General features: G+C 63.7%; 12 protein-coding genes. 6 read left to right on the plus strand and 6 right to left on the minus strand.

Annotated features, from left to right (window positions below; genetic code table 11):
- The first annotated feature begins 181 nt into the window (after nt 1-181).
- Together F0U60_RS00290 and F0U60_RS00295 are read left to right on the plus strand one after the other, a co-directional pair.
- Complete coding sequence (locus tag F0U60_RS00290) at nt 182-1369, plus strand: hypothetical protein (protein ID WP_395812687.1); 1188 nt, start codon at nt 182-184, stop codon at nt 1367-1369.
- Nucleotides 1366-3858, plus strand: a complete 2493-nt coding sequence (locus F0U60_RS00295; protein ID WP_395812689.1) for a kelch repeat-containing protein — start codon at nt 1366-1368, stop codon at nt 3856-3858. Before F0U60_RS00290 ends, F0U60_RS00295 begins: the two co-directional genes overlap by 4 nt.
- A 265-nt stretch (nt 3859-4123) precedes the next feature.
- On the opposite strand, the gene F0U60_RS00300 is transcribed toward F0U60_RS00295, so the two are convergent.
- The 3 genes from F0U60_RS00300 to F0U60_RS00310 all read right to left on the minus strand — a co-directional run bounded on the left by F0U60_RS00300 (nt 4124) and on the right by F0U60_RS00310 (nt 6890).
- On the minus strand, nt 4124-5332 hold the full coding sequence (locus tag F0U60_RS00300) for a hypothetical protein (protein ID WP_395812691.1): 1209 nt from the start codon (nt 5330-5332) through the stop codon (nt 4124-4126).
- 3 nt (nt 5333-5335) lie between these two features.
- A complete protein-coding gene (gene gshB / locus F0U60_RS00305) occupies nt 5336-6295 on the minus strand; it encodes a glutathione synthase (protein ID WP_395812693.1) in 960 nt (319 codons plus the stop codon).
- Nucleotides 6296-6464: 169 nt separating this feature from the next.
- Nucleotides 6465-6890 carry a VOC family protein gene (locus F0U60_RS00310; protein WP_395812695.1) on the minus strand — a complete coding sequence of 142 codons (426 nt, stop codon included), beginning with the start codon at nt 6888-6890 and terminating at the stop codon, nt 6465-6467.
- A 127-nt stretch (nt 6891-7017) separates the two neighbouring features.
- Between F0U60_RS00310 and F0U60_RS00315 the strand changes: the two genes are divergently transcribed.
- Nucleotides 7018-7575, plus strand: coding sequence for a TetR family transcriptional regulator (locus F0U60_RS00315; RefSeq protein ID WP_395812697.1), 558 nt, complete (start codon nt 7018-7020; stop codon nt 7573-7575).
- Between the two features lie 124 nt (nt 7576-7699).
- Here the strand turns inward: F0U60_RS00315 and F0U60_RS00320 are convergent, their stop codons facing one another.
- Complete coding sequence (locus tag F0U60_RS00320; RefSeq protein ID WP_395812699.1) at nt 7700-8194, minus strand: serine/threonine protein kinase; 495 nt, start codon at nt 8192-8194, stop codon at nt 7700-7702.
- Nucleotides 8195-8205: 11 nt separating this feature from the next.
- The gene (locus tag F0U60_RS00325) at nt 8206-9147 is read right to left on the minus strand and encodes a DUF2381 family protein (protein WP_395812701.1); all 942 of its coding nucleotides are present in this window, start codon (nt 9145-9147) and stop codon (nt 8206-8208) included.
- Nucleotides 9148-9258: 111 nt separating this feature from the next.
- On the opposite strand from F0U60_RS00325, the gene F0U60_RS00330 reads away from it, so the two are divergent.
- Nucleotides 9259-9834, plus strand: a complete 576-nt coding sequence (locus tag F0U60_RS00330; RefSeq protein ID WP_395812703.1) for a YdcF family protein — start codon at nt 9259-9261, stop codon at nt 9832-9834.
- Nucleotides 9835-10610: 776 nt separating this feature from the next.
- Here F0U60_RS00330 and F0U60_RS00335 read toward each other — a convergent pair.
- Entirely contained in the window at nt 10611-10859 is a 249-nt protein-coding gene (locus tag F0U60_RS00335; protein ID WP_395812705.1) for a hypothetical protein, read from the minus strand.
- Nucleotides 10860-11005: 146 nt separating this feature from the next.
- On the opposite strand from F0U60_RS00335, the gene F0U60_RS00340 reads away from it, so the two are divergent.
- Nucleotides 11006-12292 (plus strand): DUF559 domain-containing protein, encoded by a 1287-nt coding sequence (locus tag F0U60_RS00340; RefSeq protein WP_395812707.1) that lies wholly within the window; start codon nt 11006-11008, stop codon nt 12290-12292.
- Nucleotides 12279-13289: a hypothetical protein gene (locus F0U60_RS00345; RefSeq protein WP_395812709.1), complete on the plus strand. Its 1011-nt coding sequence runs from the start codon at nt 12279-12281 to the stop codon at nt 13287-13289. The genes F0U60_RS00340 and F0U60_RS00345 overlap by 14 nt, the downstream gene beginning before the upstream one ends.
- The last annotated feature ends 17 nt before the right edge of the window (nt 13290-13306 follow it).

Below are 13306 nucleotides of genomic sequence, written 5' to 3' on the forward strand. Positions count from 1 at the left end.
CATTGCGCCCCAGAGTCCTGATCGACATGTCTTGCTCACGCTTGGAACCTGTTCCCGCTTAGATTTCAGACCGTTCCCTCCAAACGTGGCTTGATCGCGTTGGCTCCCGTCGGAACAAGCTCTATGCCCGAACAGATGTCACTTCCGGCCTTGCGTCTGGCGATGCTAAGGGGGCTAGCCCATGCACAAAGATTCGTCACCCGCATTACCTATGGGCTCCTCTGAAACCTCGCGCCAGCTAGTGTTTCTCGTACTGGTGCTGTTGGGTTGTCTCTCTCTCATACCGCTGGCGGCACACGCCCAGGAACACGAGGAGGTAAAAATCTATATCCTCTCCGCGCGCCGCCTCTATGAGGACCTTGAGTTTGAACACGCGCTAGAGCAGATTTCCCGCGCCAAGCATTTCTCCCGTACCAAAGCGGAGGATGTGCTCCTCTCTCTGTATGAGGGGGTCATCCTGGCAGACCTCAGCAAGGCGGATGAATCCTCCGCAGCCTTCAAAGCGGCTCTCTTCCTCCAGCCTGACGCGAAGCTGCCCCTGAAGGTAGCACCCAAGGTTGAAAAAGCGTTCGAGTCTGTGCGCCAACAGGTGCAGCGCGAAATGGCGAAGCAGGCAGTGCGCAACCCTGGAGCCCACACGCAGGTCCCTGCAGCGGACCACTCGCCCGTCAAGGTCAAGCCGCAAGACCTCTCAGTGAACCAGCCTCTCGCCGAGTTGCAACCTGAGCCTTCCACCGTGTCCGCATCCCAGCGCCTCCAGGCAACCGAGGCCGCGCCCCCGTCCTTTGTTAAGGAAGTTGCGCAGGCGAGGCGCGACCCGGCACTGACCCAAGCACAGCCACCTGTGTCGGAGCGCCCGCCCGCTGAGGTGCCGCCACAGGACGTACCAACGCGAATGCCTCTGGCGGCCAGGGTGCAACTTGCTTCTCCTGTGGCGTCCGTCTCGCCACCGCACCCAACGACTGAAGCAGTTCCCCAGGCACAGGCACCCTCGAGCACGGAAGCCAGTCCTACGTCTGTAACGAAAGTCGCCAGAAGTGGCGGCATGCGTAGCCGGGCCTGGTTGCCGGCAGCTCTCGGCGGAGTGCTGTTGGCAGGTGGAGGCGGGTTCTACGCACTGGCCAGGAACGAGCAGTCCAAGCTGCGTGGCGACGACTCGAGCCTCGTGACCCTGCAGGACGTAGAGCGCAGCGCCTCTCGTGGAAGTACCTATCAGGCAGTGGGTATGGGATTGGCTGGCGCGGGGGTGGTAGGGCTGGGCCTTGCAACGGGCATGTATCTGCTCGGTGAGCCCGCGGAGCCGCAGAAGGTGGAACTTGGCTTGAGCACGAATGGGACGTCCGCATTCGTGTATGGGAGGTGGCCGTGAGTACGCCTGTGCGTTGCATGGGACTGGTGGGAGGGTTACTGGTCCTCCTCTCTGGCTGTATCGACTTCAACCGCGAAAAGAGCGACTTTTGCCAGCGCAACCCAACGCGATGTGGCTCGCAATCCACCACGGATGGCGGTGACACGGGCCTCACCGACGGGGGCAGTGACGGATGGGCTCAGCCGCCAGAAATCATCGATGGGCCCCAGCCTTCATCCTATGTCCTGGCAGGAGGGCGCCTGACTTTCCGCGTTTCCGCTCGAGATCCTCAAGGTGGTGCTCTCCGGTTCTCTTGGTCGGCCAGCATCGGAACCTTCGAAGCCCCTGAAGATAGCGCCACCACAAGTCAACTCGTCTGGACAGCCCCACCGTGCGTGACGTCGGGAATTCCTGTGTCCTTTACGGCCACGGTGACCAATGCATTCAACCTCTCGGTTTCCACACACTTCTCCGCCTTCGGCATCCCAGACTGTGCGAAGTGGACACCCATCACCAGTATGGTGATGGGTCGTTACAACCACACAGCCACGTTGTTGACCTCTGGCAAGGTCCTGGTGGTGGGTGGCTTTCCCTCTGTTGCATCAGGGAGCATCAACCCGGAGGTGTACGACCCAATGACGAGCACGTGGATGCCCACTGTCAGTTCGACTGAGGTTCGTGTCAATCACACGGCGACGCTGCTGCCCTCAGGCAAGGTGTTAGTGGCAGGTGGCATGGGCGCTAGTGGACAACTCTCCACTGCGCAATTGTATGACCCAGCCACTGACACCTGGACACCAACTGGAAGCATGACCACCGCACGGGTGGAGCATACGGCCACACTGCTATCATCGGGCAAGGTTCTGGTGGTGGGCGGCACTAGTAAACGCGGCGCCACAGCGGAGTTGTACGACCCAACGACGGGCAGTTGGACACCCACGGGCAACATGACTGTTAGATACATCACCAGCCACACGGCGATGCTGCTTCCCTCGGGCAAAGTATTGGTGATGGGCGGGTTTGGCGACAGTGGGCTCCTTACAACGGCGGAGATTTACGACCCTGAGTCAGGTACCTGGACAGCGACTGGAAGCATGATCTTTAGCCATCATTACTATACGGCCACACTGCTTCCCTCGGGCCGCGTTCTAGTAGCGGGAGGTATGACCAGTAATGGCAGCTACACCGAAGCTGAGCTATACGATCCAGCGACTGGCACTTGGAGTTCCACCGGCGGCATGGTCGGCGGTCGCTACAATCATACGGCCACGCTGCTGCCCTCAGGCCGGGTTCTGGTAGTCGGTGGGTGGGGAAGTAATAATCAGGCTATCGATACTGCGGAGTTGTACGACCCGGAGTCCGGCACCTGGTCGTCCACCACTAGTATGATAAACTATCATGTCTACCACACGGCCACGCTGTTGCCCTCGGGCAAGGTATTGGTTGCGGGTGGCCATGTTGACCCAGAGGCCAGTAACTCGGAGGTGTACGAATCGGGGACGAACACTTGGGCCTCAACGGGCTCCATGGTCGATCGCCGTTATAACCACACGGCAACATTGCTGACCTCGGGCGAGGTTCTCGTCACCGGTGGTTATCTCGGTAACTCTCGACCGCTCGCCACGGCGGAGGTGTACGACCCCCCTACCAATACTTGGAAAACAACCACTCCCATGGGCTCGGCTCGATACGACCACAGGATGACGCTGTTGCGTTCGGGGAAGGTTCTCGTCACCGGCGGGTCTGACGGGTTGAACCCGCTCGCCACGACGGAGCTGTACGACCCCTCCAGTAATACCTGGGAGATCGCCCGTTCCATGGTTTCGGCTCGATCCAATCACACATCCACACTACTGGCGTCAGGCTATGTTCTCGTCACTGGTGGTGGTTCTGACACGGCAGAGTTGTACAACCCAGCCGGCAATACCTGGACCTCCGCCGGTTCCATGGCCTCAGCCCGCTATCACCACACAGCGACATTGATGCCTTCGGGGAAGGTTCTCGTCATCGGCGGTGGTTCTGCGTCTAGCGTACTTGCCACGGCGGAACTGTACGACCCAGCAACCAACACCTGGACCTCCGCCGGTTCCATGGCTTCGGCCCGCTATGATCACACAGCGACGTTGCTGAGTTCGGGGAAGGTCCTCGTCACAGGAGGGAGTGATGACTTCAACCACGGGTCCAGACCACTCAACACGGCGGAGTTGTACGACCCGGCCACCAATACTTGGACCGTTGCCAGTTCCATGACCTCGGCTCGCTACGCTCCGACGGCGACGCTGCTGAGTTCGGGAATGCTCCTCGTCGCCGGAGGCTTTGACGGGTCTGGAGCACTCGACACGGCGGAGTTGTACAACCCAGCCACCAATACTTGGACCGCCGCCAGTTCGATGGCCTCGGCTCGCTACGCTCATACAGCGACGCTGCTGAGTTCGGGAACGATCCTCGTCACCGGGGGCTATACTGCCTCTAGCGGTGGACTCACCACCACAGAACTGTACACGCCATGAACTGAGGCCGGGTCCATCCTGGCGCAGCTACACTTCCTGACGGCCACGTCCCGAGGAGCGGGGCATGGCTCGGGGACAGGGCGCGTGCTCGGACGCGCTCCACCGGCTGGGGCCGACCCGTTCAGCGGTGGAAGGCGCGGGTGAAGGTGCTCACGTCTGAGAAGCCCAGCAGGTAGGGGCTCTCGCTCACCGATCGGCGGGGTTCCCAGGTACCCCAGCGCATGGAATATGGTGGGGCTCGGGAGCTTCCCTCACTCGGCGGCCTTCAGACAGGAAAGCGATGCCCGGTCAGCTCGACCTTCGACAGGGTCAGACGAAAGGGCTCGCCCTGCTGCGCGAGCGCTCCGAGCCCGACGGAGCTCTCGACGAGGACTCCCTCCAGGCCCGAGTCCTCCGCGAGCTTGGAGGCGACATTGACGGGATGGCCGGCGATCTCCCGCTCACCGTTGGCGAGTGGGAAGAGATACACCTCACCATGGGCCAGCCCGACGTGTGCGTTGAAGCCCAGGGCGCGATTCTCCTCGATGATGTCGCGCGCGAACGCGAACGCCTCACGGCCCTCCTCGAAGAGCACGATCGCCAGAGAGCCGTTGGACTTCACGACATCCGCCCCATGGGACGACGCGATGCGACGGACCGCGAGGTGGATGAGCGACATGTCCGTGAACGAATCCAACAGGAACTCGTGCGCCCCGTGAGAGACCTTCACGAACGCCACGGTTCGGTTCTTCCGGTACTCGGGAAACGCCTCGTTCCCGAGCTCCTCCAAGGAAGCCAAGCGCAGCCGCTGGAAGAACGCCGCGTCAAAAGGCGTCGGGTAGTGGGGATTGTCTCCCTCGACGGCGTCCACGTGTCCCGGGTAGCCCATCAGCGACCACAGCGAGCCTGCCTCGTGGAGATCCTCACGCACCCGAGCCGCGTCACGGACCGGACCCGTGAGGTGCTCGAGGATCGCCTCGGACAGGACGATCTCTCCTCCCGAGGTCGCGTCCTCCGCGATCTCCTCAATGAAGTCAGCTCCCGCGCCGAAGAGCCCACCACCGACCTTGTAGCATTCACACGCGTGGATACCGATGCCGACCTGGACCCGCAGGGCCTTCACCCGGGCCTGCGCCGCGAGCATCTGCATGACAACCCGTGACGGCGCGATCGCCTCGGCGAAGAACATCTGCGAGTTGTCCGCCGCCCAGATGCCAATGGCCTCACCGCCAATCGCGGTCCCGTAGGAGTGGAGCACCTCCTTGGGCTCGGAGACGAGCTTCAACACCTGGGCCAGGGTGTACCGCTGGCTCAACGTGGACAGTCCCGCCGAGTCCGTGGACACGAGGGTGCCCCGCGTCCGGAACGGAGCCAGCAACTGCTCGTGCCGGGCGGAGGTCTTGTCCTGCTCGTTCCAGCTCAGGACGAGCCCGGCCGGGATGACTCCGGCGATGTCCTGCCGGAGATCCGCCAAGGAGATGTTGTACGTCGCCATCCTTTACCGCCGCTCGCCCACGAGCCGCTCGGCAACGTCGATCACCTTCGCCTCGACGTTCGTGTTATCCAGCTTGTCGATCTCCGCGAGGCCGGTGGGGCTGGTGACGTTCACCTCGGTGAGCCAGTCGCCGATGACGTCAATGCCCACGAGGTACAGGCCGCGCTCCTGGAGCGAGGGCTTGAGCTGGGCACAGATCTCCCGCTCGCGCGCGGTGAGCTGCGTCTTCACGGGAGTGCCACCCGCGGCCATGTTGCCGCGATGGTCATCCTGCGCGGGGACGCGAAGCACGGCGCCCTGGGGCTCGCCGTCGACGAGGATGATGCGCTTGTCACCCTGACGGCTCTCGGGGAGGTAGGCCTGGGCGACGATGGCCTTGCGCCCACCCAGCGTGAGGACCTCGAGCAGCGAGCGGGTGTTCCGGTCACCGGGCTGGAGGAAGACGATGCCCTGGCCGCCGAAGCCCTCGACGGGCTTGAGGATGGTGCCCTGGGGGTGGCGGGCAACGAACTGGGCGAGCACGGCGAGGTCGCGGGCGATGAGCGTCTCGGGCATGAGCTCGGGGAAGCGCAGGCCGAAGAGCTTCTCGTTGGCGTCGCGGATGCCAGTGGGGTTGTTGATGAAGACGGGGGCCTTGCCGTTGCACAGCTCGACGAGCTGGGTGGCCTGGATGAAGTCAGCGTCGACGGGCGGGTCCTTGCGCAGGAACAGGACGTCGAGGCTCGAGATGGGGCGGACCTGCTCGTCGAGGATGTCGAAGTGGCGGCCAGGCTCGCGACGCACGGTGACGGTGCGCATGCGCGACTCGGCACAGGAGCCGCTGAAGCGCAGCCAGGGCTGCTCGAAGTAGCGCACCTGATGGCCGCGACGCTGGGCCTCGAGCATGAGGGCGAAGGTGGAGTCGTGGTCCACCCGGACCGTCTCGAGCGGATCCATGAGGAAGCCAAAGGTGAGCGCGGCCATGGGAGCGGAAGCCTCCTGGGGGTAGGGGGAGAAAATACCTCCCCTGAGTAGACGCGGCGAGGCAGGCGCGCGAGAGAAAAAGCACGCGGAGCAGGAGGGGTGGGACCCGGGGTGACGCGGTTGACACACGCCCTGCAAGAATGCTCGGAGTGGGGACCCCGTCGAGTCGTCAGCGCGGCAGCGCCTCGTTGGCGTACTGCGCGGCGAACTCAGCCGTCGGCGGGATGGGCTTGATCACGTCGATCATGACTCCATTTGGATCCACGGTGATGAAGTGGCGCTGCCCGAACGGCTCGTCGCGCAGCGTGCGGAGGATCGGCAGGTTCGCCGCCTGGACGCGCGCGTAGACCTCGTCCGGATCGTCCACCTCGAAGTTGAGGAGCAGGCTGGAGATCCTCCCGCGCCCCTCTGGGGGGATCGTCTCGTGATCGTTGCGGACGATGCCGAGATTGACGCTCGGGTCCTCGGCTGACTGTAGGTGGACGTACCAGTCGCTCTCGAACAACGGCTTGAAGCGGAAGTGCGTGACGTAGAAGCGCGCGGCCTGGGCCACGTCGGGGGCCAGCAACACGGGGTAGTAAGAGCTCGTCCTCATCTCTTTCGCTCCTTCTCAGTCCGACATACAATCTGTATGTTTCTGGTCCACTAACATACAGGCTGAATGTATGCAACGCAGGGCAAGCAGCAGGACAGGCAGGCGTTCGAACCGTGAGCGGACGGAGGTGACGCGTGGCGACCTGATCGCAGCCGCACGCAAGCTCTTCACGGAGCGGTCCTATGCCGAGACCAGCACGCCCGAGATCGCCACCGCAGCAGGCGTGACCCGGGGAGCGCTGTATCACCACTTCGAGGACAAGCAGGCGCTCTTCCGGGCCGTAGTCGAGCACGAGGCGCAGGCCGTCGCGGAGGAGATCGAGCGTGCCACACCGCCGGCGCTCTCGGTCCGCCGAGCGCTGCTCGCCGGAGCGGACGCCTATCTCGCGGCAATGGCAGTGCCGGGTCGCACGCGACTGCTGCTCCTTGACGGTCCAGCGGTGCTCGGCCGCACGGAGATGGACGCGATAGACCTCCGTCACGCAGGCCGCACGCTGAGAGAGGGACTGGCCGCGGCGATGGGTGAAGGCGCGATCGCCGAGGGGCCAGTCGACGCGCTGACGGGACTCTTGTCAGCTGCGTTCGACCGCGCGGCGCTGGCCATCGACTCGGGAGCGTCCGCTGCGGACTACCGAAGCGCCATCGCCGCTCTCGTCGAAGGGCTTCTCTCCGCGCGAAAACGCTGAGCACACCGGGCCATGAGGTGGCGGACTACGGGTCCAAGCGGGAATTCACAATCATCGTCTCGCCAGCAGCGTTGGCCATAGGCAGTAGGAACCCAAGGACGATGGAAAGAGAGGTGTTCTTCACTCACCGGAATGAGTCTACGATGTAGACCCCTGCTCCTGAGAATTCGAGCGTGGCCATTCCAGGCTTCGATCCGGGCAGCTTCCTGAGTTGGCCATTTCCGAGCCTCGCCACCGCGCAGATAGGGATGACATCTCCGTCCGGAGGCTTCGCTTCGTAATACCGGACGACGACCTGCGGGCCACTCGTCCACACCCGTCCGTAAAGCCGGGTGGGTGACTCCAATAATGGTCCGAGTTCCGTGTTCAACATGCTCTCGACAGGTCCGTCGTACAGCGTAATGGGGCTGGTGTCGGTCTGATTCACATCCAGTTCCACGGAAGCCGCATCACCCACCCGGAGTCTTAGAATCCGCATCGCCTTGAGGGCTTCTTCCGGGCACTTCTCCGGTCCGGGGCTGCCGTCTGGTCGCAAGAATACGCCCCCAGAAGGGCAGCCCGAAGTCACGAGAAGCAGGACCACAAACGCGAGTGGGAATCGTGCTCTGTTCGAAGGCATGACGGGTGCTCTTACTCACGGACAAGACGACGATCTAGAAGAACATGGGTCTCCATCAGACCGTCATGGCGGTAGAGTTCCACGGTCAGGTCGGAGGGACCTTCTTGCGAAGTGAAGGCACTACCGTCCACGACGACGGCAACAAAACCGGATGCGCCTGGGGGAATCTCGTCCCGGTCAGCTTGTAGAGCAAAGGGTTTCGCCTCACTGAACAACAAGGGAGGCTTCTCCCCTGGCCGCGTGGTCAACAGGCGAACCTCCGCCAGACTCCAGGACCTGGACGGATCGTGATTCGTCACACGGAACAAGACCGCCGCTTTGGCCTTGCCGGTGAGTACGGTGGCTTCAATGTCCGTTCCCTTGTTCTTGAAGTACCAGTGCTTACGCGGACGGAACGGCGTGAGCTTCCAAGCGCCTTTCTTCAGGAGTCTGGCGAGCGCGTGGTCTTCCGTGTCTTCCTGCCAATGACGCCTGGTTGCTTCCATGAAAAGCTGCTCTCGGGTGCGGGTATCTTCTAGCTGTGCCCGGAGTGCATCTCGGGTCTCAGGGTCGAGGAACACGTTCACCTGTTGGTCAGGCCGCTCCCGCTCCTTTTCCCTGATGGCCGTGACGGTGAAGGGCAGCTCCTTTCCGTCCGCGAGCGTTACCAACAAGAGGAAGCGATCCTCGGGCTCGAGGTTTTGGAGCGGCTCTACAAGCACCCTCTTTCCGGCACATTCCACGGGTTCGAAGCGGCCTTCCCAGCCCAGCATCTTCGTTCGTTTTGGGTCACAAGGCTGCTCGAACCGGAGCACAGTAACCACCTGCCTGGTGACGTAGACCCGCTCCACTTCGTCCTTTGGACTGTCCCGAATGTAGACGTTCCTCACGCGGGGTTCGCGGTCCCTGGCCACGGCCACGGATGCCACGAGGGAGAGAAGCAGGGTAGACCGCCGAAGTAGGAGGCTCCACATAGCGCGACACAACTTATCAGAACGGGTTGCAGGTGACCAGCCGAACACATCCCTGCCCTGTGTTCATGTTCCATTGGTAGTGTCGCTCGGCTGCTTACGAGAGGCGCCCCCTTGCGGACCGATTTGTCTCCAGACGAAATTCGCAAAATCGCGGACTACGTGATGCCGATCACGCCGCTCGAGCCGGCGGAGCTGGTGTTCGTCTTCGGCACGCCCCATCACTGTGAGCCACTGGCCGACGCTGCCGCGGAGCTGTGGCGGAGCGGCATGGCCCGAAGGATCATCGCGACGGGAGGGCTCACTGGAAGGCTCATCGAGCCGGAAGCAGAGGTCATGCGGCGGCTGCTTGCAGCGCGCGGCGTTCCCAACGAGAACATCCTCACTGAGGAGAAATCGACCAACACGGGGGAGAATGTCGAATTTGCGCTGCCCATCATCAATCGCGCATTCGGCTTGGAGAACGTCGGCAGCGTTATCGCGGTCACCAAGCTTTTCGCAGCTCGCCGGTGCCTCATGACCCTGGAACGCTACTGGCCGTCCGTGAAGAAGATGGTAAGGCCAGTCAATTATTTCCGGACTACACGAGAGCGCTGGAACGAGGATCCCGAACTGAGAGTTCGAGTACTCCGGGAGCATGAGAAAATACCCCGTTACCTCGAACTGGGCTTCCTCCGCGAGCTCCGCTGAGTGCACACAGGGCTACGGGTGACGCCGCTGACACACGCCCTGAATGCAGGAGGTACCTGGGGGGCAGGTGGGTTCGCCCTCCCCGCAGGAAATACGGGTGCAGGCCATCTTCAGCACCAGGCGTGACTCCTTGTAACGAGGCGGCCAGACAGAGCAGAGGCTGTCGTCGGGGCAGGGGACCTTCTGGCAATTCTCCCCGCGCACCACTGCACAGACCGAGATGCCCTCGCCCAGGGTGGTGCACTGCTGGCCTTCGGGGCAACCCCGAGCCTCACACGTGGGAAGACACGATGGTCCGTCCACGCCCTCCCGACAGAAGAAGCCCTCTGGACAACTCGTGGACTCATCTGGTTGGCAGGGACGACCGCACCATCCCTCGTTGCAGCGCAACCCCAGTGCGCACGTCTCTTCATCCATCCCCAGGGACTGCACACACGCCTCCCCTTCCTTCCTCAGACCAGGAGGCACACAGGTTTGTACCGGCGCTCCATTTCCTAGCGTCCGCACCGTCTGGCACATCCAATCCTGACCGCACTGGAAGTCCGCCTGGCACATGCCGCCACCACAGAAACCTGTGCGAGCACCCGCGAAGTACAAGCACCCAAGCGGAGGTTCGCAGTCCTCTTGTCTCCAGCAGTCATGCCCGAAAGTCTGGAGTGCCATCAACTCACTCGGGGAAAGCGTCAGCGGTTGCTCCCGGTGCATCGCTTCAATGAGCAGCATCAGGGGCACGGGCAGCACGACCCCTACAATTCCACCGATGATCGTGCCCCACCTCACTTGCACTCCACCTTGCATGGCAATGAGATGCAGTCGCGGACCTTCACCTTGCCCTCAGGACAGCTCTCCTCCTCATCGTCCTCCATGCCTTGATTCCTCCATTCACGCTTTCGCTCGTCGTGATTGTCATTGATGTCCTTCTCCATCGCCCGGTCGAGCTTGCCACCCTTCCCGTAGACATCAGGGCAACCGGTCCCCAGGACCAGCCCACCCATCAACGTCATGAGCATCGTGTGTCGAGACATGTGGCCCCCCGGCCGGATGTTGCCCCAGGAGCCAGGCGAGCTCTCGGTGTGAGCAACTGTCCCTCAGGGAAGATGACCACTCCCGGACACAGCAGCGGGGGAGGGGCCCTTGATGCCACGCCTCGATTTCAAGGACGCTTGGGTCCGTGCCCTCTTCCAGACCCCACATCCGGAGCGATGCCTCGGTCCTCCAAGAGCTGGAACGGCATCAGCGTCGGCGCGAGCAGGGCATCCCCAAGCTCACCGTCTTCGCCGGTCCTCCTGGCAGCGCCATGTCCCTCTGGCGCCGCTGGCTCGACTCGCGCCACCAGCCCCTCTGTGTCTCTCCTGGCACCCACGAGGTCACGGTGGTCCGCGATTGGGTGGAGACACTCGCTCGTGTCAGGAACCTCCAAGCGGATGCGGCGGACTACCTCGGTGCCGCCGCGGGCCTCGCTCCCGGCGAGTCTCGCTCCCTGCTCGAGGGAAGGACGGAGCATGAGCGCGACGTGCTCCTCCAAGAGCTCTTCCCCTCCATTCCCGGAGGAGATGTCTCCGCCACGTGCAGGTGCCTGCTCCAACCTCCACAAGTTGTCCACAAGTCCGGGATCCTCCCTGACGTGATACTCGCCGCCTGTGAGGGAGATCCCCTCCGCGCACTCGTGGCACTGCATGCGCTCATCCCATCGGGAGCAGCTCCAACCCTCATGCTCTCCGGTTCCGGCGCCGCCTGGCTGACGAGCGCTGCACGGGTGGCGGCCAGGCTCTGTGATGCCGTGCCCTCGCTCATCGTGGCCCTCCAGGTGGATCGGCCTACCGTCGACGCCTACCTGCACGGGGGCGAGAGCCAGGCCCTGGCCCTGGTACGTGAAGGCCTGCTGGAGCTCGACACGCCTTCCCCCGAGGAGCTGAAGCGGCGGCTGGAGACACTCGGCGTCAAAGCCACGGAGACGCTCTCCGGCCCGCTGGCCCGGCTGGCCGCTGATGGTGTCACGGACGAGGTGCTGACCCGTTACGGAGAGGCAGCCCGCGAGCTGGAAGCCGCCTCCCAACAGCCCGAGGCCGCGGACCGGGCGCGCAGCTCCGCTGAGCGCTTCCTGCTCGCACTGCTCGACTCGCTCCCCGCCACCCAGGGCCTCTTCGAAAACAACAAGCGCGCCGAGTTCCGCATCAACAACCGGCCTGTGGAGGTGGACTTCCTCTGTCGCCGGCTGCGCGTCGCCATCGAAGTCGACGGCTACTACCACTTCCAGGATCCCGAGGCCTACCGCCGCGACCGGCGCAAGGACTTGGGGCTTCAACGGCACGGCTACCTGGTGCTCCGCTTCCTCGCCAATGACGTGGTGGCGCGGCTCGAGGAAATTCGCGACACTATCTTGGAAGTCGTCTCGCTCCGGCGTGATGCCCCAGGGGGGCCACCGCCACATAGGGAGGATGCAGATGGAGGGGCATGAGGTGTCTCGCGTGGGCGAGCTCGCGTTGGTGTGGCTCTTGACGCGCGCGGAGGGGAAGGGACCTCGCAGTGGGCTGTCCAGCGCGCTGAAGTCCTTTGCTGCTCACCGTTGGAGCAGCGGTGAGTGGAACACCCGGCTCGACGAGTCGCTGGCGGCGCTCGAGTCGGGCGGGCTCATCCAGCAGACGGCGCGCAAGGGCGTGTCCCTCACGAAGACGGGACGCGCGCGAGCCCTGAAGTTCCTCGGGGAGGAGCGCCTGCCCAAGGGCCTCACCTGGAAGAAGCTCCGGCTTACGTACCTCACGGCGCGTGCGCTGGGGCTGCCCGCCTCCAACGCGAGCCGGCTGGACAAGGCAGACAACCTGCGCGCGGTGCTCGTCCAGAAGCAGCTGGGCCTCAAGAAAGTCGGCACCCGGAAGCTCAATGAGGTGCGGGACGAGCTGTGCTGGAAGCAGCTCGGCGTGGAGACGGACAAGCCCTTCACCCTGGCCGCCGTGCAGTCCTTCCTGCTCAGCCAGGTGCTCCAGTCCTCGCGCGAGGTGAAGCCCTCACAGGCCATGGAGCAACTAGCGGCCAGGAGTGTGGGCGCACGGCGCACGGACGCGGAGAGCCTCCGCCTCGCGGCCCTGCAGTCCTGGTTCATCCCCGCCGCGGAGCCTGTGCCCGCGCCCCGCTCCACCGCCTCCGAGCCCCCCGCACCGGCACCCCGTTCCACCGAGGACGGCCTTCCCGCCTTCGCCGAGCGCGTGCTGGACGCCGCCCGTGGCGCGACGACGGGGCGCTTCGGAGATGACCGGGTCTTCATCTCGCACGTCTGGCGCGCCCTGCGGAGTGAGGGCCTGGACGAGCAGTCCTTCAAGAACCGGCTCGTCGAGGCCAACCAGAAGCGCCTCCTGTCCTTGAGCCGCGCGGACATGGTCGAGCTGATGGATCCCGCGGATGTCGCTGCCTCGGAGATCTCCCACCTCGGCTCCACCTTCCACTTCATCGCCCTGTAGCGCTCCACTTCTCGTCC

Origin of the sequence: Archangium minus (assembly GCF_044360475.1) — a bacterium.
Lineage (GTDB): Bacteria > Myxococcota > Myxococcia > Myxococcales > Myxococcaceae > Archangium > Archangium minus.